24 protein-coding genes are annotated in these 22,261 nt (G+C 65.0%); 21 read left to right on the forward strand and 3 right to left on the reverse strand.

Translation table 11 applies throughout. The annotated features are described in order from the left end of the window. Positions 1-45: 45 nt before the first annotated feature. The 11 genes from HB634_RS22280 to recO all read left to right on the forward strand — a co-directional run bounded on the left by HB634_RS22280 (position 46) and on the right by recO (position 11,722). Entirely contained in the window at positions 46-528 is a 483-nt protein-coding gene (locus HB634_RS22280) for a hypothetical protein (RefSeq protein WP_213950155.1), read from the forward strand. Positions 529-536: 8 nt separating this feature from the next. After that, complete coding sequence (locus HB634_RS22285; protein WP_213950156.1) at positions 537-3,068, forward strand: bifunctional diguanylate cyclase/phosphodiesterase; 2,532 nt, start codon at positions 537-539, stop codon at positions 3,066-3,068. A 144-nt stretch (positions 3,069-3,212) separates the two neighbouring features. Next, positions 3,213-3,809: an RNA polymerase sigma factor RpoE gene (gene rpoE, locus HB634_RS22290; protein WP_063573712.1), complete on the forward strand. Its 597-nt coding sequence runs from the start codon at positions 3,213-3,215 to the stop codon at positions 3,807-3,809. After that, positions 3,806-4,462 (forward strand): sigma-E factor negative regulatory protein, encoded by a 657-nt coding sequence (locus tag HB634_RS22295; RefSeq protein ID WP_213950157.1) that lies wholly within the window; start codon positions 3,806-3,808, stop codon positions 4,460-4,462. The genes rpoE and HB634_RS22295 overlap by 4 nt, the downstream gene beginning before the upstream one ends. A gap of 127 nt (positions 4,463-4,589) precedes the next feature. Further along, the gene (locus HB634_RS22300) at positions 4,590-5,999 is read left to right on the forward strand and encodes a Do family serine endopeptidase (protein ID WP_231873960.1); all 1,410 of its coding nucleotides are present in this window, start codon (positions 4,590-4,592) and stop codon (positions 5,997-5,999) included. A gap of 130 nt (positions 6,000-6,129) precedes the next feature. Next, positions 6,130-7,920 carry a translation elongation factor 4 gene (gene lepA, locus HB634_RS22305; RefSeq protein WP_063572744.1) on the forward strand — a complete coding sequence of 597 codons (1,791 nt, stop codon included), beginning with the start codon at positions 6,130-6,132 and terminating at the stop codon, positions 7,918-7,920. A gap of 75 nt (positions 7,921-7,995) precedes the next feature. Next, positions 7,996-8,898, forward strand: coding sequence for a signal peptidase I (gene lepB / locus HB634_RS22310; RefSeq protein WP_063572743.1), 903 nt, complete (start codon positions 7,996-7,998; stop codon positions 8,896-8,898). Positions 8,899-9,039: 141 nt separating this feature from the next. After that, positions 9,040-9,417 (forward strand): DUF4845 domain-containing protein, encoded by a 378-nt coding sequence (locus HB634_RS22315; RefSeq protein WP_063572742.1) that lies wholly within the window; start codon positions 9,040-9,042, stop codon positions 9,415-9,417. Between the two features lie 6 nt (positions 9,418-9,423). Then, complete coding sequence (gene rnc, locus HB634_RS22320; RefSeq protein WP_213950158.1) at positions 9,424-10,077, forward strand: ribonuclease III; 654 nt, start codon at positions 9,424-9,426, stop codon at positions 10,075-10,077. Further along, entirely contained in the window at positions 10,074-11,009 is a 936-nt protein-coding gene (gene era, locus HB634_RS22325) for a GTPase Era (protein WP_213950159.1), read from the forward strand. Before rnc ends, era begins: the two co-directional genes overlap by 4 nt. Before the next feature lie 20 nt (positions 11,010-11,029). Beyond that, a complete protein-coding gene (gene recO, locus HB634_RS22330; RefSeq protein ID WP_213950160.1) occupies positions 11,030-11,722 on the forward strand; it encodes a DNA repair protein RecO in 693 nt (230 codons plus the stop codon). On the opposite strand, the gene HB634_RS22335 is transcribed toward recO, so the two are convergent. After that, a complete protein-coding gene (locus HB634_RS22335; protein ID WP_213950161.1) occupies positions 11,714-12,418 on the reverse strand; it encodes a response regulator in 705 nt (234 codons plus the stop codon). The two genes, recO and HB634_RS22335, sit on opposite strands and share 9 nt — an antisense overlap. A gap of 45 nt (positions 12,419-12,463) precedes the next feature. On the opposite strand from HB634_RS22335, the gene HB634_RS22340 reads away from it, so the two are divergent. The 8 genes from HB634_RS22340 to HB634_RS22375 all read left to right on the forward strand — a co-directional run bounded on the left by HB634_RS22340 (position 12,464) and on the right by HB634_RS22375 (position 19,721). Further along, a complete protein-coding gene (locus HB634_RS22340; RefSeq protein ID WP_213950162.1) occupies positions 12,464-14,491 on the forward strand; it encodes a hypothetical protein in 2,028 nt (675 codons plus the stop codon). A gap of 21 nt (positions 14,492-14,512) precedes the next feature. Beyond that, positions 14,513-15,127 carry a YdbL family protein gene (locus tag HB634_RS22345; protein WP_345777527.1) on the forward strand — a complete coding sequence of 205 codons (615 nt, stop codon included), beginning with the start codon at positions 14,513-14,515 and terminating at the stop codon, positions 15,125-15,127. Positions 15,128-15,218: 91 nt separating this feature from the next. Further along, a complete protein-coding gene (gene rlmD, locus HB634_RS22350; protein ID WP_213950163.1) occupies positions 15,219-16,520 on the forward strand; it encodes a 23S rRNA (uracil(1939)-C(5))-methyltransferase RlmD in 1,302 nt (433 codons plus the stop codon). A 15-nt stretch (positions 16,521-16,535) separates the two neighbouring features. Next, positions 16,536-17,060 (forward strand): CYTH domain-containing protein, encoded by a 525-nt coding sequence (locus HB634_RS22355; protein WP_213950164.1) that lies wholly within the window; start codon positions 16,536-16,538, stop codon positions 17,058-17,060. Next, entirely contained in the window at positions 17,054-18,055 is a 1,002-nt protein-coding gene (gene nagZ / locus HB634_RS22360; RefSeq protein WP_213950165.1) for a beta-N-acetylhexosaminidase, read from the forward strand. Before HB634_RS22355 ends, nagZ begins: the two co-directional genes overlap by 7 nt. A gap of 7 nt (positions 18,056-18,062) precedes the next feature. Next, positions 18,063-18,611, forward strand: coding sequence for a hypoxanthine-guanine phosphoribosyltransferase (locus HB634_RS22365; RefSeq protein WP_213950166.1), 549 nt, complete (start codon positions 18,063-18,065; stop codon positions 18,609-18,611). Positions 18,612-18,615: 4 nt separating this feature from the next. After that, a complete protein-coding gene (locus HB634_RS22370) occupies positions 18,616-19,362 on the forward strand; it encodes an S-methyl-5'-thioinosine phosphorylase (protein ID WP_213950167.1) in 747 nt (248 codons plus the stop codon). Positions 19,363-19,514: 152 nt separating this feature from the next. Then, positions 19,515-19,721, forward strand: a complete 207-nt coding sequence (locus HB634_RS22375; RefSeq protein WP_063573812.1) for a cold-shock protein — start codon at positions 19,515-19,517, stop codon at positions 19,719-19,721. 584 nt (positions 19,722-20,305) lie between these two features. On the opposite strand, the gene HB634_RS22380 is transcribed toward HB634_RS22375, so the two are convergent. Together HB634_RS22380 and HB634_RS22385 are read right to left on the reverse strand one after the other, a co-directional pair. Further along, the gene (locus tag HB634_RS22380; RefSeq protein WP_063572399.1) at positions 20,306-20,635 is read right to left on the reverse strand and encodes a hypothetical protein; all 330 of its coding nucleotides are present in this window, start codon (positions 20,633-20,635) and stop codon (positions 20,306-20,308) included. A 33-nt stretch (positions 20,636-20,668) separates the two neighbouring features. Then, positions 20,669-21,121: a MarR family transcriptional regulator gene (locus HB634_RS22385; protein ID WP_063572398.1), complete on the reverse strand. Its 453-nt coding sequence runs from the start codon at positions 21,119-21,121 to the stop codon at positions 20,669-20,671. Between the two features lie 216 nt (positions 21,122-21,337). Between HB634_RS22385 and HB634_RS22390 the strand changes: the two genes are divergently transcribed. Further along, the gene (locus tag HB634_RS22390; protein ID WP_213950168.1) at positions 21,338-21,748 is read left to right on the forward strand and encodes a prepilin-type N-terminal cleavage/methylation domain-containing protein; all 411 of its coding nucleotides are present in this window, start codon (positions 21,338-21,340) and stop codon (positions 21,746-21,748) included. Next, a complete protein-coding gene (locus tag HB634_RS22395; RefSeq protein ID WP_213950169.1) occupies positions 21,730-22,245 on the forward strand; it encodes a prepilin-type N-terminal cleavage/methylation domain-containing protein in 516 nt (171 codons plus the stop codon). Before HB634_RS22390 ends, HB634_RS22395 begins: the two co-directional genes overlap by 19 nt. Positions 22,246-22,261: the final 16 nt, after the last annotated feature.

Here is a 22,261-nt window from a genome sequence, read left to right on the forward strand (position 1 = left end):
CGTATTGGGCCGATACTTCGCGCCACTGCCGCCGATGTGTCGCCCATGCCCGCCGACCCCCATGTAGGAACCGATGTCTTCGACCGCATTCTGTCCGCGTCGGGACCGTTGGTCGCGTTGCAGACCGGCGACACCAACCAGCTGATCGATCAGTTCCGCCTGGTCGCGCGGCGGACGGGGCAGGCTGTGTACCTGTGGCGCCACGCCGAGGGCCTGGCCAGCCTGCGCGACGCGCAGATGCGCGTGCCCGGTTGTACGCGGCTGGGCGATGCCCTGCGTTATATCTCGCAGAGCCTGCATTTCGGCGTGTACCTGCTGGACATGCCGCCCGGGCCGCCGAGCGCCACCGACGGTGCGCTTTTACGGCAACTTGCACGGGCGCAGACGGGTCACGTGCGCCGCGTGGTGCTGATGGGCGCCAGCCCAAGCCTGCTTGCCACGTTCGAGGACGACATCATCCGCGTCGACGCCGACTGGCGTGCCCGCTCCGCCGCGCCGCGCCTGCGCGACGGCCGGTGGATCGTTTGAGCGCGCGCATGTCGACGCCGGAACCCAGTGGCGTACTCATATTTACCCCGCGCCGCGATGTGCGTCGGGCCGTTTTCGACGCCCTCGACGCGGATGGCGATTTCGTTCTGCTGAGCGCTCGCGACGCCGCGCAACTCGAAGCCCTGCTGGCGGATGCACCACCGCTGCATGTGGCCGTGATCGGTGCGGACGGCACGGCCGACATGGCCCAGGGCCTGCGCATCCTTCGTGGCTCGGCCGCGTACTCGCGGCTGCCCGTGGTCTACGTCGTCGGCGAGGCGCCTGGCGTTGCCCCGGAAGACAGCTCCGACTGGCTTCGTGAGAACGCCATCGCGGCTGAACTCGCCCAACGCGTCCGCGCGGCGATCGGCGCCGAGGCGCCGGTCGTTCCCAGCGAGCCCAGCGGACTGGACTATCGGTTTGCCTTCGAGGCCGGCGCGGCCTGGGTGGTTGCATCGACACCCGACGGCTGCGTGATCGAAAGCGGCACAGCGATGAATCGGCTGATGGCCGGCGATGGCCCCGTGCACGGCCGCCTGCTCACCGACCTGTTCAAGATGGACGGCGGTGCGGTCTGGCCGGTGCCCGATGGCGACAGCATGGCTTGCACGTTGCGCCGGCTCGATGGCAGTGACATCGCCGGCGAGGTCGATGTACGCCATCTGGTCGATCGCGGTGCCCATCGTATTGCGGTTGCATTTCGTGACCTTCGCGCCGTCGAGATGGCGGGAAGGGCCTTGTCCCTCCTGTCGGTGCTGGATGCCTGTCCCAGTGACGATGAGGGCATGGGCGAGGCTGCCGCCATGCTCGCCGACGCGCTCGAACTGGATGTCGTCGCCGTGTGGTCCGCCCTGCCGGAAAGTGAGTTCGGACCGGAGGTGCTTACGCGCATCTGGAACGGTCCGGGCCTGGTCGAATGGCCCGACGCGACCGATTTGCCGCTGCTGAAGATCTGCCTGGGCGGTGAAACGCTTTCGCATCTGGGCGACGGCGGCGACACGTCCGTCGCCGACCCCCTGGTCGAGACGCTGGGCTTGCGCTCCTATGCGTTCCTGCCGTTGCTCGACGAGCGGCGTAACGTGCTCGGCGCGTTGCTGGCCGGTCGCCGTCGCACCGGCAGCGATGGTCGCGTCCTCGAGCCGGCGTTACGCGCGGCCGCGGCACGTTTCGCCTCCGCGCTGGAACTACGGCGCTCACGCGAACAGGGGCGCGCCCGCGGCCTCGTCGACATGTTGACCGCCTTGCCCAATCGTCTTCTGTTCAACGATCGCCTGGATACGACCATCCGCGAGGCGGAGCGAACCGGCGAATGCTTTGCCACCTTGCTGGTCGACCTCGACCGCTTCAAGAGTATCAACGACACGCTCGGCCATGCCGTGGGCGACCAGGTACTGACCGCCGTGGCGAAGCGGCTGCGCGCCAGTGTGCGTGCTTCCGACACGGTCGCACGTTACGCCGGCGACGAGTTCACGATGATCCTGCGCCACATCATCAAACGCGACGACGTGCTGCGTATCGCCGAGAAAGTGGTGCAGGCGATGGAGATTCCGCTGGGGCTCGATGACGGCTCGGAACTTCAGGCCACCGTGTCCGTCGGCATCTCCTTCTTCCCCGACGACGCGACCGAAGGCGAGCTGCTGCTGCGCCATGCGGATGAGGCGATGTATGGGGCGAAGAGTCTGGGGCGGAACAATTACCAGATCTACGCGGCCAATACGGACGCGTCGCAGCAACAGCACGTGGCCCTGAAGGCAAGTCTTCGTCACGCGGTGAAGAACAACGAACTGCGCGTGTTCTATCAGCCTCAGGTCAATGCCGTCACCGAAGACATCATCGGCATGGAGGCCCTGGTGCGCTGGGAGCACCCCGAACTGGGCATGATCAGTCCGGCGTTCTTCATCCCGCTGGCCGAGGCCAGCGGCCTCATCGTGCCGATCGGCGAGTGGGTGCTGCGTACCGCATGCGCGCAGGCGAAGGCCTGGGAAGACACCTATGGCCTGGGCTTGCGCATTGGCGTGAACCTTTCGGCAGTGCAGCTCATGCAGCAGAACCTTGCCGAGGTAGTTACCAGCGCCCTGACCGATACCGGGCTCAACCCGGACAGCCTCGAGCTTGAAGTGACCGAGAGCATCAGCGTGAAGACGGTGCCGCACCTGGTCGAAACGCTCGACGCCCTGCACGCGATGGGTTGCCATATCGCCATCGACGACTTCGGCACCGGCGCGGCGTCCCTCGACTACCTCCGCCGGCTGCCGGCCGACCGGATCAAGATCGATCAGAGCTTCGTCCGCAACATCGGTGTGGATCCCGACGACGAGGCCATCGTCCGGGCGACTATCGACATGGCCCACCGACTCAAACGTGGCGTGGTGGCCGAGGGCGTCGAAATCGAGCAGCACCTGCAGTTCCTTCGCGCGAACGGCTGTGACGAACTCCAGGGCTACCTGTTCTGCCGACCGCTACCGGTGGTGGCTTTCGATAAGCTACTCGCCGAGCGCGAGCGTGTGATCACCGAAGGTCGGACGCCCGTCAGTGCCTGACGGGCCGGTTCCAACTTGAGGTTCAGGCCGGGTTGCGCATATTTTCAAAGGATGACCGGTTGACCGGGCAGTGAACTTGCTCGGTCCGCGCTTGTCTCAGCTGCGCCCGCGACTGGCCCCGAATGATGTGAGGAGACGGCCCGGATGGGCGAAAACGAACTGGATCAAGCACTTGTCGAGCGTGTGCAGCAAGGAGACCGCCGCGCGTTCGACCTGCTTGTGCGGAAATACCGGCACAAGGTCATCGCGTTGATCTCCCGCTACGTGCACGACTGGACCGAATGTGAGGACATCGCCCAGGAGGCCTTTGTGCGCGCCTGGCGTGCCCTTGGGTCGTTCCGCGGCGAAAGCGCGTTCTACACCTGGCTCTACAAGATCGCCGTGAATACGGCCAAGAACCACCTGGTCGCCATGGGGCGCCGCCCGCCCACGGGGGACATCGACGTGGACGATGCGGTTTACGTCCCGGGTGCCACGCGAATGCACGACGGGGCCACCCCGGAGCGCGAACTGATGCGTGAACAGGTGGAACAAACGGTGTTTTCCACTGTCCAAGCCTTACCTGAAGAACTTCGGGTCGCGATTACCCTGCGCGAGGTGGACGGCAAAAGCTATGACGAAATCGCCGCCATCATGAACTGTCCTATCGGAACGGTTCGTTCGCGTATCTTCAGGGCTCGTGAAGCCATCGACGAAAAACTGCGGCCGCTTCTATCCGACCGCGAGGATCACAATCCATGAGTGAAGCCAATCGTGAAATTCTCTCCGCCGGCATGGACGGAGAGCTGTCGCGGGAGGAAATCCGCTTCCTGTTACGTCGTCTGGAGGCCGATCAGGGCCTTGCCGACGTCTGGTCGCGTTATCACGCGGGTCGTGACGGTCTGCGCCGCGAAGCGTTGCCCCCGGTATCCCATGACTTCGTCGATCGCGTCATGGCGGCTATCGAGGCCGAAGCCAGTGCGCCGGCCGTTGCAGATGCCGCACCGCGCCGCCGTTGGCTGCACTGGTCCGCGGGGGGTGCCATCGCCGCAAGCGTGGCCGTCGCCGCATTGATGCTGTCGCAGCCGGCGGGCAACCGTTCCGGGGCTCCCGAAATCGCTCACCAGGCGCCGGTTTCCGGCGACATCCAGGTGGCCGATGCCACGCCGGAGCCCGCTGCCGCCCCGGTGGCGCCGCAGTGGCTTGCCGGTAGCAACATGGCGTCCCAGTTCACCCAGAAGGCGGCATTCGACAGTTCGAGCGAGGGTGGTGCAACCTATCTTCCCCGTTCCACGCCGTACCAGATTCAGCGTGGCCGGACCGCAGAAGCCCCCGCAAGCAATAGCTACATGCTGCTGACCCGTCCCGACGGCAGTCGTTATGTGCAGCCGGTCGCCGCGTCGCAGGCTCGCTAAGCCGCGACGCCACCCTGGCGCGCCGACCGTCCCCGGCGCGCCTGTTCCCTTATTCGTAACCACCCGTGCGGTCGCCTCGACGTACGGGCAACCGTGGCTTTGACAAGGAGGAAAGAGGATGGGTTGGTTGAATACACGTGCCGTGCTTGGCGGTGCATTGGTGCTGGCGACCGCCGGCGTGCAGGCGCAGAGCCTGCCCGATTTCACCGGCGTGGTGGAAAAGAACGCCCCGGCAGTCGTCCACGTAGAGGCAAAGACGACCGGTGCGCATAAGAAGACGAAAGGCGGCCCCGCCGGGCAGGACGACCAGGAAGAGCTGCTCCGCCGCTTCTTCGGCATGCCGGGCGTTCCGGCGCAGCCGCCCGAGCAGACCTCGCTGGGTTCGGGATTCATCATCTCCGCCGATGGCTACATTCTCACCAACGACCATGTCGTCGATGACGCCGACGAGGTCAAGGTGCGGCTCCAGGACCGTCGCAGCTTCACCGCCAGGGTCGTCGGCAAGGACCCGCAGTACGACATTGCGCTACTGAAGATCGATGCCGGTGCCTTGCCTGCCGTCAGCATCGGCGACTCGCGCAGCGTGAAGCGCGGTCAGTGGGCCCTCGCGATCGGTTCGCCCTTCGGCCTCGACGCCACCGTGACCCACGGCATCATCAGTGCGGTAGGGCGCAACCTGGGCAGCCGCGACCAGCCGTATACCTCGTTCATCCAGACCGACGTGCCGATCAATCGGGGTAATTCGGGCGGCCCCCTGTTCAATCTGCAGGGCCAGGTGATCGGCGTGAACTCGCAGATCTACTCCACGTCCGGTGGTTATCAGGGGTTGTCGTTCTCCATTCCCATCGACGTGGCAATGAACGTCGTAGATCAGATCAAGGCGAAGGGCTACGTCTCTCGCGGCATGCTCGGCGTCACCGTGCAGCCGGTGGATCCCTTCGTGAAGAATCTCGATCTCGCCGACTCCAACGGCGCGCTTGTCGCGCAGGTCACGCCGGGCAGTGGGGCCGACAAGGCGGGGCTTAAGCAGGGCGATGTCATCCTTTCCTTCAACGGCACGCCGATCACCCAGGCGCCGGATCTGCCGCCGCTGGTAGCCATCACCCGGCCGGGTTCGACAGCGAAGGTCGAGTTCCTCCGGGACCACAAGAAGCAGACGGTCGAGGTCACCGTCGGCGAGCTGCCCCGCGACAAGACGGCGCTCGCCGCCGCCTCGTCCGGCGAGGAAGGCGCGGGCGGCGGATCCGCTAGCGCGCTGGGCCTCGCCGTCCAGGACATCGACGCGCCGACCCGGTCCGAGCTGGGTCTCAAGGCCGGTGAAGGCGTGGTGGTGAGTCGGGTCGCCGGATCCTCCGCCTCCCAGACGGGGCTCCAGGCGGGGGACATCATCCTCATGGTCAACCAGAAGCGCATCGGCAGTGCCGCGGCGTTCCGGGACGCTACCCGGGGCATCAAGTCCGGCGATACCGCCATGTTGCTGGTCCGGCGCGACGACTCGACGCGATTCGTGGGTGTCACCGTGCCTGGCGATCGCTGACGCAGTCGATGCCGTCCGCCGGTCGGCGGTGGGCGGCCTTCCATGCGATAATGCTTGATTCGCGCTGGCCCTGAGGGCTGGCGCGCGTCGTTCGCGCCGCGAGCGATGGTGAACGTGACCACGGCGCTCCATGGAACTCATCCGCAACTTCTCCATCATTGCCCACATCGACCACGGCAAGTCGACCCTGGCCGACCGAATCATCCAGTTGTGCGGAGGTCTGACCGAGCGCGAAATGGAAGCGCAGGTCCTCGACAACAATCCGATCGAGCGCGAGCGCGGTATCACCATCAAGGCCCAGTCGGTGTCGCTGCCGTACACGGCGCGCGACGGGAAAACCTATCAGCTCAATTTCATCGATACCCCGGGGCACGTCGACTTCTCCTATGAAGTAAGCCGTTCGTTGTCCGCCTGCGAGGGCGCACTGCTCGTCGTTGACGCCGCCCAGGGTGTCGAGGCGCAGTCGGTGGCCAACTGCTATACGGCGATCGAGCAGGGCCTGGAAGTCATTCCGGTCATCAACAAGATCGACCTGCCGACGGCGGATGTGGAAAAGGCCAAGGCCGAAATCGAAGCCGTGATCGGGCTGGATGCCACCGATGCGATCCCGGTCAGCGCCAAGACCGGCCAGAACGTGATCGAAGTGCTCGAGGCGATCATCCATCGCATCCCGGCGCCGAAGGCGGGTAACACCGACCGGCTCCAGGCGCTGATCATCGATTCCTGGTTCGACAACTACCTGGGCGTGGTGTCGCTGGTACGCGTGATGCAGGGCGAGATCCGCCCGGGCGACAAGATCCTGGTCATGTCGACCGGCCGTACCCACCTTGTCGACGACGTCGGTGTGTTCACCCCCAAGCGCAAGAAGCTCGATCATCTGGGCGCGGGCGAGGTGGGCTGGATCAATGCGTCCATCAAGGACGTCCATGGCGCCCCGGTGGGCGACACGCTGACCCATTCGGGCAAGCCTGCCGCCGAGCCGCTGGCTGGCTTCCAGGTGATGCAGCCGCGCGTGTTCGCCGGCCTGTTCCCGGTATCGGCTGATGATTACCCGGCCCTTCGCGAGGCGCTCGACAAGCTGCGCCTCAACGACGCGGCCATGTTCTTCGAGCCAGAGAGCTCCGAGGCGATGGGCTTCGGCTTCCGCTGCGGCTTCCTCGGCATGCTGCACATGGAAATCGTGCAGGAGCGCCTCGAGCGCGAATACGATCTCAACCTCATCACCACGGCGCCGACCGTGGTGTACGAGGTGGCCAAGACCGACGGCACCGTCCTGCAGATGGACAACCCGGCGAAGCTTCCGCCGCCGCAGCAGATCGTGGAGATCCGCGAGCCGATCATCGTCGCCACCATCCTCACCCCGGGTGACTACGTCGGCAACGTGATCAAACTCTGCGAAGAGAAGCGCGGCGTGCAGCGTTCCATCCAGTATCTGGCTACCCAAGTGCAGGTGACCTACGAGCTGCCGCTGGCCGAAGTGGTGCTCGACTTCTTCGATCGCCTGAAGTCGGTGTCCCGCGGCTATGCCTCGATGGACTACCACCTCGAGCGGTTCGATCCGGGCCCGTTCGTCCGCGTCGATATCCTGATCAATGGCGATCGCGTGGACGCGCTGAGCCTGATCGTGCATCGTTCGCACGCTGATCGTCGCGGCCGGGAACTTGTCGAGCGCATGAAGGATCTGATTCCTCGCCAGCAGTTCGACGTGGCCATTCAGGCCGCCGTCGGTGCGGCCGTGATCGCCCGCTCGACGGTCAAGGCGCTGCGCAAGAACGTCCTGGCCAAGTGCTACGGCGGCGACGTATCGCGAAAGAAGAAGCTTCTCGAGAAGCAGAAGGAAGGCAAGAAGCGCATGAAGCAGGTTGGCAGCGTGGAAATTCCCCAGGAAGCCTTCCTCGCCGTGCTGCGGCAGGATAAGTAAACGAGACATGGAAAGCCGGCGCCGGATGCGCCGGACCGGGCCGTAAGGCCCTTCGACACGACTGATGGAGATGGTATGGCGGCATTTGATTTCTCGGCGATTCTTCTCGGGCTGACCGTCCTGTTCGGTGTGGTCTGGCTGTTCGATCGCCTTTTCCTGGTCAAGGCGCGCCGCGCCCGCGCCGAAGCCCTTGGCGCCGAGCAACCCGAGCCGTGGCCGGTCGACTGGGCTCGCTCGTTGTTCCCGGTGATCCTGGTCGTGCTCCTGCTGCGCTCGTTCGTGGCCGAGCCGTTCCGCATCCCGTCGGGCTCGATGATGCCGACGCTGGACGTGGGCGACTTCATCCTGGTCAATAAATTCGCTTATGGCCTGCGTATGCCGGCCTTCAATAACAAGCTGCTCGAGAACGGCGAACCGCGTCGCGGCGACGTGGTCGTGTTCCGCTTTCCGGGCTATGTCTGCCAGGACGAAAGCGGCAAGACCATCCGCAGCGGCGACATCACCTGCCAGGATCCCCACGCCGCCGTACCCAGCGAAAACTGGATCAAGCGTGTGATCGGCCTGCCCGGCGACCGCATCGAAACCCGGGGCAGCGAGCTCTACATCAACGGTGAGCGCGTCGGCGCCGACGAGATCGGGCCGTTCAAGGGCAGCATGTCGCGGCCGGAAGATCGCCTGCTGATGACCTTCGGATCCAAGCTGTATACGGAGCACTTGGGCAGCATCAACCATACGATCGCGCTGACCCCGGCCTACAACATGCCGCAGGACATCCCCAATGCGTCGGTGCCGTCGGAAGTGCCCAAGGGCTGCTATATCGTCATGGGCGACAACCGGATGAACAGCACGGACAGCCGCTGGTGGGGCTGCATGCCCGAGGCCAACCTGGTCGGCAAGGCCTTCTTCGTCTGGCTCGCCTGGCGCGGATTCGATAATGGCCTGCTGGACTTTTCCAGGATGGGTAAGGTCATCCACTGACGGAACGGTGGCGTCCGTCACGCTGCAAGGCGTTGCGGTACGCCCCGGACAAGGTAATCTCCGCTGCGGGGCGCCTTGCGCGCCCCGTCGGCATTTAACGTCTTGAACAGGGGAGCCGCTTCGCGCGGCGGAGACCGGAACATGAAATCCAGGCAGTCGGGTATTACCCTTATCGGGTTCGTCATCATGCTGGCCATCGTTGGCTTCTTCGCCTTCATGGCAATGAAGCTGGTGCCGTCCTATATCGAGTACATGGGCGTGGTCAAAGCGCTCAATCAGATGTCGACCGAGGGTGGCAACACGGATCTCGAGCAGGCTCGCCGGCAGCTCGCGTTCAAGATGAGCTTCCAGTACGTGGACGATTCGACGATCAAGCCAAAGGACGTGACAATCACGAACGCGAGCAACTCGCCGGTCTTGAAAGTTTCGTACGACAAAGTCATTCCGTTTATTTACAACATCGCCTTCCTGCTCCATTTCGAGAAGTCGGTGCCGCTCAAAAGTGCCGTCGGGCAATGAGGTTTCGTGGAATTTCCTTACCGCTTTCGTGATCCCGGTCTCGCGACCCTGGCCCTGACTCACCGCAGTGCCGGGAAGCCGAATAACGAGCGGATGGAGTTCCTGGGCGACGCCTTGCTGGGCGCCCTCGTTGCCGAGTTGTTGTTCGAAGCGCATCCCAATGCGAGCGAAGGCGAGCTCTCTCGCCTGCGCGCCCAGCTCGTCAACGGCCAGGCCCTGGCCGTTATCGGGCGGGAACTTGAGCTCGGCGACGACCTGAAGCTGGGGCCTGGTGAGCTGAAGAGCGGCGGCTTCCGCCGCGATTCCATTCTGGCCGATGCCTTCGAAGCCCTGGTTGCCGCCGTCTATTTCGACGATGGCTACGACGCCTGCCGCCAGGTGGTGCGCCGGCTGTTTTGGCCCCGCGTGGCGGAAATCAAGCGATCCAGCAAGGACGCTAAAACGAAGCTGCAGGAATGGCTGCAGGGCAGGGGGCTTCCCCTTCCCATCTACGAATTAACCGACAGCTACGGCGAAGATCACGCCAAGATCTTCGACGTCAGTTGTACGATCGACGAACCGGAGCCGATTCGCGTCGAAGGACGCGGGGGCAGCCGGCGCGCCGCCGAACAGGACGCTGCCGAAACGGTGCTGCGCCGCTTGCTGGAAAAGAAATCATGAACGACATCGATATCCCTGAAGAAAACGACGCCATCGTCGACGACGACTTCCGCTGTGGCTACGTCGCCCTGCTGGGTCGACCCAATGTCGGCAAGTCGACCCTGCTCAACGCCATGATCGGCGTACGCCTGAGCATCGTCAGTCACCGTCCGCAGACCACGCGACACCGCATTCTCGGCATTTCCACCAAGCCGACAGGGCAGATCCTCTACGTCGATACGCCCGGCCTGCACCGGGGTGGCAAGCGTGCCATGAACCACAGCCTCAACCGGGCGGCGCGCACGGCCATTTCCGAGGTGAACCTGGCCGTCCAGGTGATCGAGGCCGGCCGCTGGACGGGCGAAGATGCCGCCATGTACGCGGCGATTGCCGAACAGCCGGACGTGCCGAAGCTGCTGGCCATCAACAAGGTGGACCTGCAGAAGGACAAGACGATCATGCTGCCGTTCGTCGCCGACCTGATGCAGAAGCATCCATTCGACGATGTGTATTACGTCAGCGCGCTGAAGTCCAAGGGGCTCGAGGGCCTTGAAAAGGGCATCCTCAAGCGTCTGCCGGAGCAGCCGGCGGTCTACGCCGAGGACGAAATCACCGATCGAAGCGAGCGTTTCCTCGCTTCGGAACTGGTCCGCGAGCAGCTCATGCTGCGACTGAACCAGGAACTGCCGTACGCGACCACTGTGGAGATCGAAGCCTTCCAGGATCGTCCCGACGGTATCGCCGAAGTGCACGCGGTGATCTGGGTCGAACGCGACGGCCAGAAGGCCATCGTGATCGGTGAAGGCGGCGCCCAGCTCAAGGCCATCGGCACGTCGGCGCGCAAGCGAATGGAGGTCATGTTCGATCGTAAGGTGTTCCTCAAGCTCTGGGTCAAGGTCCGCGAAGGCTGGGCTGACGACGAGAACCTGCTCAAGCGTTTCGGTTACGAATAAGCCGCCGGGCGCGAGCCGACATGCGCGTCGAACAGCAACCCGCTTTCATCCTGCATGCCCGGCCTTACCGGGAAACATCGATGCTGGCCGAATGTCTCACCCGCGATCATGGCCGCATCGGCGTGGTCGCGCGTGGTGTACGGCGCGAGGGTGCGCGCACGCAGCGGGCCCAGCTCGAACCGTTCCAGCGCGTCGAACTCGACCTGTTGATGAAGGGCGAGCTCGCCACGCTGCGTAGCGCCGAACCCTCGGGGGCGGTGCTGCGCCTGACGGGCGATGCAGGGCTTGCTGGTCTGTACCTCAATGAGCTGGTCGTTCGTCTGACCGGCCGACAGGACGCCAATCCGGAACTCTTTGCGTTCTACGACGGCACGCTAAGCCGGATGGCCGCCGGTGAGCCGTTGGCCTGGACACTGCGGCGATTCGAGCGCGACATGCTCGGCGCCCTGGGCTACGGCCTCCAGCTCGATATCGATGCGATCGATGGCTCACCGGTGGAACCCGCGCTGGTCTATTTCTACGATCCGGAGTCGGGCGTGCTCCCGGGACGCGTCGGCGATCAACGCGCTATCCGCGGTGCCGACCTGCTCGCGCTGGCAGGGGATACGCCGCCGGATACCGCCGGGCTCTCGTCGCTCCGCCGCATGATGCGCCAGGTGATCTCCTTCCATCTCGGCGGCGGCGAGCTCAAGGCCTGGCGCGTCCTACGCTAAGGCGGTGAGCGTGAGCTCGACTTCCGACCGGAAACGCCGCAGGGCAGCCGGCGATACCCGCCGCGTTTCCATCACGTGGTTTTGCAGGGCCGTTGCCTGGGCGGCCAGACGCGCTGCGCCACAGAACCCGCACGCCGAGCGCAGCCGATGCATCCGTTCGACCAGGGCGGCCGGGTCGTCGGCCAGGGTATCCAGCGCCGGCACGAGCTGAATCAACTCGTCACGGAACAGGTCGCGCAGGGCGTGCATCGTCGCCGCGTCGCCTGTTGCAAGGAGGGCTTCGTCATCGTCGAGCAAGCGGGTATCGCCGCCGACGCCCAGCGTCGCGGTCAGTGCGTTAACGAGCGCGGCAACCCGGCACGGTTTCTCGAGCACGCAGGCGAATCCCGCGTCGATCAGGGCCTGCCGCAGCACCGCGGGCATGTCGGCGCTTGTCGCCATGGCCACGGCGTCGCGCGAGGCAGCGGTGGGGTCGTCCCGTAGTGCAGCTAGGACATCGATCGCGCCGCTTGACGGCATGCGGCAATCCAGCAGCATGGCATCGAATCGCATGGCGCGCGCGGCGACGAGTGCCTGCGCGCCGTCCTCCGCCAGCGTGACGATGTACCCCATCGAGGTGAGGGCGCCGCGGAGGAATTCGCGGGTCGAAGGGTCGTCGTCGGCAACGAGTATCTGTGTAGAAAGGCGGTCTGGCATGCAACGTTCCGTGTCGTTCATCTGAGTTTGGCAGAATGGCCGAGCATGCTCGCCGTATCAACCCGCACGCTCGTCCTCATTCTTGTCGCCTGCGCCTTGTTCGCGGGATCGGGAAGCGTTTGCGCGGGCGTTTCCGTTGGTGCCGATAGCCTGTCCTTGCCCGGGGTGGCCATGACCGGCATGGAGGCCGACATAAATGCGGCACCAGGCGGACAAGGGTTGCAGCTCACGCTGTCAGCCAGGCAGGCCGATATGCCCGCCATGGGCTGGCAGAAGCTGGGCGTGGCCCTCGACGGAGGGCTTGATCGCGACGAGCTCGGGCGCTGGGTCTTCGACGGCGCGCTTCGGCTGAAGGGCGCGCCAGGCGGCGCACTGACGAATGCGCGCCTGCACATGGTCGCCGACGAATCGGCCAACACGCTCGAGCTCTCGGTGACCCAGGACAAGGGGAGCGCCAGGATTGCTTTGCCGATCGATCAGACCACCCACGCCCAGATCACCCTGAAGGGGCTGCCGGCCGGATGGCTCAATGGCCTGCTGTCCACCGTCTGGTCGGGTCGCACCACCACCGGCCGTGTCGACGCGGATCTTGCCCTCGATCTCCTCGACAGCGGCATACAGGCCGGCGGCCAGTTCGCCCTCGACGGGATGGGTTTCGACAGCCCGGGCGGCAAACTTGCCGGGCAGAAACTCTCGGGAAGCGGGAGGCTGGGCATCGACAGCCATGCTGGCAGCACCTCGATCGACCTCGATGCCAGCCTGCGCGGTGGCGAAATCCTCCTAGGCCCGCTATACGCCGCCTTGCCCGCGCATGCCGTGCAGCTGTCGCTGGCGACGCGTTCCCAGAAAGGCGTCCTGTCGATACCGCGTCTGCGACTGACGGATCCGGATGCACTGCAGCTAGAGGGCGAACTGGGCTTCAACCCGAACGGCGACCTGGCACAGCTTCAGCTGGACCACGTCAACGCGCGTCTTCCCGCCGCCTATGAACGTTACGGCAAGGGATGGCTCCGTAGCCTTGGTATCGATGAGCTGGTTGGCGCGGGCGAGATCAGCGGGCAGGTCAGCCTCGACGCGGGTGGCCTGACGACGTTCGCGCTGCAGACCAGCGGCCTCGATCTGTCACTCGCCCAGGGCCGCCTTGGCGTCTCGGGCTTGCATGGCGCGCTGGACTGGAGCGCCACGGGCGACCGCCCGGCGACGAAGCTCGGATGGCGTGCCCTACAGGTCTATCGGATTCCCAACGGCGCCGCCGATGCAAGCTGGCGCAGCCGCGGCGGCGCACTGACGCTGGAAAAACCACTTGCCATTCCTGTCCTCGACGGACAGTTCCGCGTGCAGAGTCTGGCCTGGAAGCCGGCGGCGGCGAGCGGTGAGCGCCTGCAGACGTCGCTGGCGCTGACCCAGATCGACATGGGGGCGCTATGCCGCGCGCTTGGCTGGCCTGAGTTCAAGGGCACCATCGGTGGCGCCATTCCTTCGATGCGCTACGTGGACGACCGCATGGAGATGGGGGGTGGCCTTTCGCTCAACGTCTTCGACGGCTTCGTTGACATCACTCGCATGACTGTCTCGCAACCCTTTGGGATTGCTCCGGTTCTCACCGGCGACATCGCGCTGCGCCAGCTCGATCTCGCACTGCTCACCTCGGTGTTCGACTTTGGCAGCATCACCGGTCGTCTCGACGGTGCGTTGATCGGTCTTCGTCTGGTCGCCTGGAAACCGGCTGCATTCAAAGCCAGTTTCACGGCGAACGACGGTGGCCGGATCAGTCAGAAGGCCGTCAACAATCTCACCGCCGTCGGCGGCGGTGGTATCGCGGGCGGTATTCAGGGCACCGTGCTGAAGATCTTCAAGACGTTCGGCTACAAGCGCATCGGGCTGACCTGTGTGCTCAAGGGCGACGTGTGTTCCATGGGTGGGCTGGGCAATGCGAAGGATGGCTACACTATCGTCGAAGGCAGCGGCTTGCCGCGCCTCACGGTGGTGGGCCATCAGAGGGAGGTCGACTGGCCGACCCTGGTAAGGCGCTTGCAGGCGGCTACGGAAGGTGGTGGACCGGTGGTACGATGATCATTAGAAAGGAAGTTAACAATGATGCGTAAAGCACTGATTGGAGTCGTTACGTCTGCCGCCATCGCCTTGGTCGGATGTGTCACCATCAATGTGTACTTCCCGGAAGCGGCGGCGCAGAAGGCAGCCGACCAGTTTATCGGCAACGTCCTGGACGACAGCGGTGTCGCGCAGCCCGCGCAGGGTTCGGGTACGGCCACGCCGGCCAGGCCTGCGCCAGGTAAGCAGCCCTCCGCCTCGTTGCTCGATCTGGTCATTCCCGCGGCCCAGGCCGCGGACGCTCCCGACATCCAGGTCCGTACACCGCAGACCGACGCGATCCGCGAGCGCATGAAGGCGCGCTTCGGTGGCCAGCTCAAGGCCCTCTTCGACAGCGGTGCCGTGGGCTTCACGGCCAACGGCCAGGTGGCCATTCGCGACGCCGGCTCGTTGCCGTTGGATCAGCGCTCGCAGGCCAACGCAATTGTCGGCCAGGAGAACACCGACCGCGACGCGCTGTACCGTGAGATCGCCCGGGCCAACGGCCACCCCGAGTGGGAAGCACAGATCCGCAAGACCTTCGCTGATGGTTGGGTCCAGCGCTCGCCGTCGGGCTGGTATTATCAGGACGCCGCCGGCGCCTGGAAGCGCAAGTAGGCTCCCGCCAGGAACGCTCGCCGCCGATCCATGTGGCGCGTCCTCCCAGCCAGCCCGGACCCTTGTCGTCCGGGCTTTACGTTTTGAGCGCATGACCGACATCGAAGCCACTATCACCAACCTCAGCCACGACGGCCGGGGTGTTGCCCGCATCGACAACAAGGCCACGTTCGTCTCCGGCGCGCTGCTGGGCGAGCGCGTCGTGCTCCGGTACGTCAAGCGTCACCGCAGTTACGACGATGCCGAAATCGTCAGCGTGATCGAAGCCTCGCCCCATCGCGTCGAGCCGAAGTGCCGGCATTTCGGCCAGTGCAGCGGCTGCTCCCTGCAGCACATGGATCCCGCCGCGCAGATTGCCGCCAAACAGCACGTACTGGCCGAGAATTTCGAGCGGATCGGCAAGGTCACGCCGGCATCCTGGCTGCCGCCGCTGTCCGCCCAGCCCTGGGCCTACCGGCGCAAGGGTCGGTTCTCCGTGCGCTACGTGGCCAAGAAGGAGCGCGTGCTGGTCGGTTTCCGCGACGAATCCAATACCCGCCTCGTCGCCGACATCGACCGTTGCGAGGTGATCCATCCTGCCCTCGGCCCCAAGGTGGGCCTCCTGGCCAACCTGGTCAGCGGCATGGATGCGGCACGCGATATCCCGCAGATCGAGTTCGCGGCGGGCGACGATACCGTTGCCCTGGTGTTCCGTCATCTTTCGCCCTTGTCCGACCGCGATCGCGCCGCCCTGGTGGCTTTCGGCAGCGAGCACGGTTTCGCCATCTACCTGCAATCCGGCAACCAGAGCAGCGTTCATCCGATCTGGCCCGAGGCACCGCGGCTATCGTTCGCCGTCCCGGCCGACAACATCGAACTGGAGTTCCTGCCGCTGGATTTCGTCCAGGTCAATGCGGAAATGAACCAGCTCATGCTGGCGCGGACGATGGAGCTGCTCGACCTGCAGCCGACGGACAGGGTGCTCGATCTATTCTGCGGGCTGGGTAACTTCACCCTTCCGATGGCCCGTCATGCGGCCGAGGTGGTCGGCGTCGAGGGCGAGCACGGTCTGGTCGAGCGTGCCGCGGCCAACGCCGCACGTAATGGACTGGCGAACGTTTCGTTCCGCGTGGCCAACCTCTTCGACGACCAGCGCTCGGCGCCCTGGGCCAGCCAGGCCTGGGACAAGATCCTGCTCGATCCGCCCCGTGCCGGTGCCGACAAGGTATTGGAGTACTTGCCACGCAAGGGCACGAACCGGATTGTCTACGTGTCCTGCCATCCGGGATCGCTGGCTCGCGACGCCGGTATTCTCGTGGCGAAGCACGGCTTCAGACTGGTGTCGGCGGGGGTAATGGACATGTTCCCGCACACCGCGCACGTGGAATCCATCGCGCTGTTCGAGCGCGGCTGAGACAACGGGAGACCCATGGGTATCGAGATCGAACGCAAGTTCCTGCTCGCCAGCGACGACTGGCGTGCCATCGTGGTCCGCAGCGAACGAATCGCCCAGGGCTATCTGTCCGGGTCCGCGGCGATCCAGGCGGGCGTGGTGAAGTGCTCGGTACGCGTGCGGATATCGGGCGAGCTTGCGTGGCTGAACATCAAGTCGGCCACGCTCGGCATATCGCGCCAGGAATTCGAATACCCGATTCCCGTGACCGACGCCGAACGCCTGCTCGCCGACCTCTCCGATGGCGTGCTCGAGAAAGTTCGTCATCATGTCATGCTCGACGGTACACACTTCGAGATCGACGAATTCCTCGGCGCGAACGCGGGGCTCATCGTCGCCGAAGTGGAGCTGGCGCATGCCGATGCCGCATACCCGACGCCGGGCTGGCTCGGTCGTGAGGTGAGCGAGCATGTGCGCTATTTCAACGTCAACCTGATCGACCGGCCTTACGCGCTCTGGTCGTCGGCCGAACGGGAAGGGAAGGAGGACGCAGCATGCTGATCATCGGTCTGTCCGGTACCGAGCTGGCTCCGCACGAGCAGGGGCGCCTCACGGCCCATGGCGTCTCGGGTGTCATCCTGTTTTCGCGCAACTTCGCTTCGCGCGAGCAGGTGACCCGCATGATCGAGTCGATCCGTGCGGTGGCGGGGGAGGACTTCCTCGTTTGCGTCGACCAGGAAGGCGGTCGGGTGCAGCGTTTTCGTGACGGCTTCACCCGGCTGCCGTCGCTGGCCTCGATCGGCAAGCTCTACGACACCGTTCCGTATGAAGCGATCAACCGTGCGGAAGAACATGCCTGGATCATGGCCAGTGAAATGCGCGCGGTGGGCGTCGACTTCAGCTTCGCTCCCGTTGCCGACCTCGGCCGTGGCAGTGCCGCCATCGGCGATCGAGCCTTTCACGCCGATCCGGCCATCGCCGCTGAACTGACGCAGGCCTATGTGCGTGGCATGCACCTGGGCGGCATGGCCGCGGTGCTCAAACACTACCCGGGCCACGGCTCCGTCAAGGAAGATACCCACGAATCCGTGGCCGTCGATACGCGTAGCAAGAACGATATCCTCACCACGGACTTGCTGCCCTTCGTTGCCGGCATCGAAGCGCATGCGGAGGCCGTGATGGCTGCCCACGTGAAATACACCGCCGTGGACGACCAGCCAGCGGGCTATTCCCACGTATGGATCGAAGAGATCCTTCGCGGTGAACTCGGCTTCCGCGGCTGCGTGTTCGGCGACGACATCAGCATGGCCGCGGCCGGCAGCGTCGGCGGCATCGCCGCTCGTGTCGGCGCCAACCTCGATGCGGGCTGCGATCTCGTGCTCGCCTGCTTTCCCGACGTCGTTCCCGAGGCGATCGCGGCGGTCAAGGACCGCCGACTGTCGCTCGCCGAGCGGATCACTCCCTTGCGCGGGGCGATCGGCTCGACATGGGAAGGACTCGTCGACAATCCCCAGCGCGATCGTTTCATCGCGCGCGTGACCGCTTTGGAGCTGTAATCCACCCATGACCGCCACCGCTTCGCTCGACTATGCGCTTGCGCACTCCGACGTCCTGTTCACCCGCGAGCAGCTCGATACCGAAATCGTCCGTATGGGTCGCGACATCGACGCGGCCCTGGACGGCGAGGTTCCCGTCTTCCTTACCGTGATGCACGGCGCGCTCATCTTCGCCGGTCAGCTGGCTTTCGCCATCCGCACGGACCTCGAATTCGACTATGTACACGCGACCCGCTATCGCGGCGAGACCAGTGGCAGCGACCTGCACTGGCTGCGCAGGCCGCAGGTGCCGTTGCACGAGCGTACGGTGGTGCTCGTCGACGACATCCTCGACGAAGGCCATACGCTGAAGGCCGTGCGCGACGCCTGCCTGGACATGGGGGCGAAGCGCGTTCTGCTCGCGGTGCTCTGCACCAAGCTGCACGATCGCCGTGCGCATGGCATCGAAGCGGATTTCAACGGTGTCGACCTGCCGGACCGCTACGTGTTCGGTTACGGCATGGACTACCACGAGCAGGCCCGCAACCTGCCGGACATCTACGCGCTGAAGGACTGACGCCATGTCGATCGATCTGGCCGTCATTGGCGGCAGCGGGCTCTATCAGTTCGAAGGACTGGAAAACACGGAGCGGCACGCGGTGGAGACGCCGTTCGGGCCGGCCTCGGGCGACATCGTCACCGGCGACTTCGGCGGCAAGCGTCTGGCCTTCCTGGCACGCCATGGCGAGAGCCATACGGTACCGCCGCACCGCGTGAATTACCGGGCCAACCTCTGGGCGTTGCATTCGCTGGGCGCTCGCCGCGTCGTGGCGGTCAATGCCGTGGGCGGTATCCGTGACGACATGGGTCCACGCGTCCTGGTGGTGCCTGACCAGATCGTCGATTACTCCCATGGCCGTTACACCAGCTTCAATGACGTGGAAGGGGCGGAAGTCCGCCATATCGATTTCAGCGAGCCCTATACCGAAAGCCTGCGCCAGGCGATTCTGGCCGCCGCCCGTGCCGAAGGCCTGGCGATCATCGACGGCGGCTGTCATGGGATCACCCAGGGACCGCGCCTGGAGACCCGCGCCGAGATCGCCCGGATGAAGCGCGATGGCTGCGATCTGGTCGGGATGACCGGCATGCCCGAGGCCGTGCTGGCGCGCGAACTGGATATCGAATTCGCCTGCCTTGCGCTGGTCGCCAACTACGCCGCCGGTGCGGGTGACGAGGCCGAAATCAGCATCGAAGAGATCTTCGCGCACCTCGCCGCAGCCACAGCGAACGTGCCGCCTATTCTCGGTCGCCTCCTCGCTGGGGTCTGATTTTCGGCGATCGACTGGGAAAAAGTCGCAGTTGCGCTTTGCCTGCGAACTTGTCGATACTTCGCCTGCGCCGCGGGGGCAGGCCAAGGGGATCCATGGGGAACGCCTCGCCAACGCAGGGGCGCTTCCAATCCATGTCCAGAGGTTTCCGCATGCGTTTCGGTACGGTCAAGTGGTTCAACGACGCCAAGGGTTTCGGTTTCATCGCGCCTGAGGACGGTGGGGAGGACGTGTTCGTCCACTTTTCTGCGATCAACTCCAAGGGCTTCCGCAGCCTGCAGGAAGGCCAGCGCGTACAATTTGAAGTCACCACGGGCCCGAAGGGCGCGCAGGCTTCGGGCGTCGAAATCGCGGCGTAATCGCCGGGATAGCATCGCCAGGAAAACCCCGCATGTGAGTGCGGGGTTTTTTTTGGGCTCTTCGCGGAATGCCGGGGGCGCCGCGGCGGGCGGGGACGTCGCGGCGGACGCGGACGTCGCGGCGCAGAGCCTTCGGTGCCCACCCTCGCTGCTCAGACACGTCCTCCGCGTTTCGTACCGGAAAGGCCGCTGCGCGGCCGTGTACTTATATGGCCTACGGCCGCTCCACTTGTGCGGAACTCGCCTCGAGGGTGGGCACCGAAGGCTCTCCCGAACCCTGAGGTTCGCGTGGGTCGAGCCAAAACGCGCGGCAGCGTCGTCGGCAGGCACGCCGGCACGCAGGCACAGGCGCGAGGACGTGACCGGCAACCGGTGCCAGCAACCGCTTCCGCATCGGCGCGGGTTCCGGGACCGGCCGGTCCCGACGACGGCACCACGCAACGGCTCTCCTTCCCGCTGACCAAGGTCTCCCCGCGAGACGCTAAAGTGTAGAGAGCGACGGCGAAGCCGAGCCCGCGAAGCCGAAGGCGAGCCATGCGCGAGGTGCGAGGTGCGAGGTGCGACGATGCCCGTTGCGGTGGCGCTCACGAAGGCGTCGAGGTGTCGCCGCCGTGGAAGCGGCCGAACAGTCGCGCGCACAACAGGCCCATGAGCAGGACGCCGAGGCCGAGCGCTGCGACATCGCCGGTGGCCCTCCAGTCGAAATTGCCGCCGCGCCGGATGAGTGCGTAGCTGACGACGAGATTGAAGAAGCCCCAGCACACATTGATTGTCGAGGAGGAAAGACCTTTCCCCCGCGGCTTTGCAAACGGACTCTGGAACGCTCTTCCGGTCACCCCGCTGACGAAGTGAGGGATGGCGTTCGTGAAAAAGAGACCCGCGAAGAAATAGGACACGAGATCAAGCCATGCCATTGCTGTGGTTTCCTGGAGCGGGCCGCGATGGGCTCAGAAGTCGGTGAGTCGCTGCAGCAGTCGTATCGCGGCGGCGAGTTCGCTTTGTTCGACGGAAGAAAGTTGCGCGTGCAGGGCGCGGACGAGCCAGTCGTCCTTGGCGGCGCGACTTGCCTTGATGGTCTTGCGAAAGGCCGTTGTCAGGTCGACGAGGGTTTGCCGCCCGTCGGTCGGGTCGGGTCTGCCGGCGATAGCCTTCATTGCTTCGAGCCCGGCCACGGTGATGCGCATGGACTGGGGCCGCACGCCTTCCGCACGAGCCAGCGCCGACACGGTAGCCGCGCCGTCGCGGTCGAGACGGAGCAGGACGGACTTCTGCGACGACGTGAAGTCGCCCGGATGCGATTGCTCCCTTAAGCGCCTGACCAGCTTGCCGCCGGTAATTCGTAGTTCGGCGGCCAGTGAGGCAAGGGATGGGGCTTCGGAGGCGGCAGAGGGTTTGGCCATGGGCGGACGATATCATGAATACAGAAAAACTGTACAGGTAAACTGTATAATGTCGTGGCGAAGTACTAGGGGTCAAGTGAGCGATCGCGCGGGCCAGGGCGGCATCACGCCTACGTGAGAGTCTTCCGAACGCGCTCGGCAGGTCCGCTTTCGGGCTTACGAAGGCTGCGGAAAGGCCGGGCATCACCGAGCGCCTCATCGGGCGAACGTGGGCCCATGCATAGTCGTGGCTCTTCACTCGTCGAATCCCTCGTCGCCATGTCGATCTTTTCGATCGGAACGGCAGCGACCGGCGCATGGTTCGCGCAGAGCCTCGCTGCCGACGCGCAGGTGTCGCGGGTGTTGGCGGCGGATGCGATGGCTGCAAGCCTGGCGGCCCGCATGCGATACAACCGGGCCGGTGTGGCGGGAGGTCACTACACGGTGTCGGTGGATGCGTCGAGCTGCGTTCATGCCTGCGATGCCGCCGCATTGGCCTCCGACGACATGCGGCGCTTCCGCGAAGCACTGACGACACACCTCGGGCCGGCGGCGGACGGCCGGGTGCAATGCGATGTGGCGGAAGCGTGTGACATCCGCATGACCCGGCAGGGGCGAGAGGTGCTGGCATGGCATGTCAGGTTGTGAGAGCCCGTGGCTTCAGCCTCGTCGAGCTGAGCGTGGGGTTGTGTATTGCTTCGATCGTCGCGGTCATGGCAACGACGTCGCTCGCAGCGGCCGGTATCGCATTACAGCGACACCTGATCGCAAGTCGTGATGAAGACCGGGCATGGTTGGCGCTGGCCGCCATCGTCCGCGATCTGCAGCTCGCCGATGAATGGCATATGTGCACGGAGGCGCGTGACTGTCCGGAGAAGGCGATGGCCAGGGAGTACGACATGCCTGCCTTGCTGGCGGGAAACGTCGCGTGGCTGGTCGCGGATGAGCTGCGTCGTTGCGATAACGTCTGCCAGACGTACGTCGACGGCGTTGCGTCGCTCGAGGTAATTGCGGACATTCCCGCGCACGAGGGACTCACTGATCGCCGGCCGCTTCTGCAATGGCACGGGGACCGGGCCCGTGCGTTGGAGATCACCGTGACCCTGCGCGACCGTCGCCGCTTCAGCCAGGTCGTGTCCCGGTGAGGCCCGGGCCCTTGAG

It is taken from the genome of Luteibacter sp. dw_328 (assembly GCF_018449605.1).
GTDB lineage: Bacteria > Pseudomonadota > Gammaproteobacteria > Xanthomonadales > Rhodanobacteraceae > Luteibacter.

What these genes read in the sequence shown, in the direction of transcription:
- HB634_RS22280 (WP_213950155.1), top strand. Translation starts at nt 46, where the DNA reads ATGCCCGCCGACCCCCATGTAGGAACCGATGTCTTCGACCGCATTCTG.
- HB634_RS22285 (WP_213950156.1), top strand. Translation starts at nt 537, where the DNA reads ATGTCGACGCCGGAACCCAGTGGCGTACTCATATTTACCCCGCGCCGC.
- rpoE (WP_063573712.1), top strand. Translation starts at nt 3,213, where the DNA reads ATGGGCGAAAACGAACTGGATCAAGCACTTGTCGAGCGTGTGCAGCAA.
- HB634_RS22295 (WP_213950157.1), top strand. Translation starts at nt 3,806, where the DNA reads ATGAGTGAAGCCAATCGTGAAATTCTCTCCGCCGGCATGGACGGAGAG.
- lepA (WP_063572744.1), top strand. Translation starts at nt 6,130, where the DNA reads ATGGAACTCATCCGCAACTTCTCCATCATTGCCCACATCGACCACGGC.
- lepB (WP_063572743.1), top strand. Translation starts at nt 7,996, where the DNA reads ATGGCGGCATTTGATTTCTCGGCGATTCTTCTCGGGCTGACCGTCCTG.
- HB634_RS22315 (WP_063572742.1), top strand. Translation starts at nt 9,040, where the DNA reads ATGAAATCCAGGCAGTCGGGTATTACCCTTATCGGGTTCGTCATCATG.
- era (WP_213950159.1), top strand. Translation starts at nt 10,074, where the DNA reads ATGAACGACATCGATATCCCTGAAGAAAACGACGCCATCGTCGACGAC.
- recO (WP_213950160.1), top strand. Translation starts at nt 11,030, where the DNA reads ATGCGCGTCGAACAGCAACCCGCTTTCATCCTGCATGCCCGGCCTTAC.
- HB634_RS22335 (WP_213950161.1), bottom strand. Translation starts at nt 12,418, where the DNA reads ATGCCAGACCGCCTTTCTACACAGATACTCGTTGCCGACGACGACCCT.
- HB634_RS22340 (WP_213950162.1), top strand. Translation starts at nt 12,464, where the DNA reads ATGCTCGCCGTATCAACCCGCACGCTCGTCCTCATTCTTGTCGCCTGC.
- HB634_RS22345 (WP_345777527.1), top strand. Translation starts at nt 14,513, where the DNA reads ATGATGCGTAAAGCACTGATTGGAGTCGTTACGTCTGCCGCCATCGCC.
- rlmD (WP_213950163.1), top strand. Translation starts at nt 15,219, where the DNA reads ATGACCGACATCGAAGCCACTATCACCAACCTCAGCCACGACGGCCGG.
- HB634_RS22355 (WP_213950164.1), top strand. Translation starts at nt 16,536, where the DNA reads ATGGGTATCGAGATCGAACGCAAGTTCCTGCTCGCCAGCGACGACTGG.
- nagZ (WP_213950165.1), top strand. Translation starts at nt 17,054, where the DNA reads ATGCTGATCATCGGTCTGTCCGGTACCGAGCTGGCTCCGCACGAGCAG.
- HB634_RS22365 (WP_213950166.1), top strand. Translation starts at nt 18,063, where the DNA reads ATGACCGCCACCGCTTCGCTCGACTATGCGCTTGCGCACTCCGACGTC.
- HB634_RS22370 (WP_213950167.1), top strand. Translation starts at nt 18,616, where the DNA reads ATGTCGATCGATCTGGCCGTCATTGGCGGCAGCGGGCTCTATCAGTTC.
- HB634_RS22375 (WP_063573812.1), top strand. Translation starts at nt 19,515, where the DNA reads ATGCGTTTCGGTACGGTCAAGTGGTTCAACGACGCCAAGGGTTTCGGT.
- HB634_RS22380 (WP_063572399.1), bottom strand. Translation starts at nt 20,635, where the DNA reads ATGGCATGGCTTGATCTCGTGTCCTATTTCTTCGCGGGTCTCTTTTTC.
- HB634_RS22385 (WP_063572398.1), bottom strand. Translation starts at nt 21,121, where the DNA reads ATGGCCAAACCCTCTGCCGCCTCCGAAGCCCCATCCCTTGCCTCACTG.
- HB634_RS22390 (WP_213950168.1), top strand. Translation starts at nt 21,338, where the DNA reads ATGCATAGTCGTGGCTCTTCACTCGTCGAATCCCTCGTCGCCATGTCG.
- HB634_RS22395 (WP_213950169.1), top strand. Translation starts at nt 21,730, where the DNA reads ATGGCATGTCAGGTTGTGAGAGCCCGTGGCTTCAGCCTCGTCGAGCTG.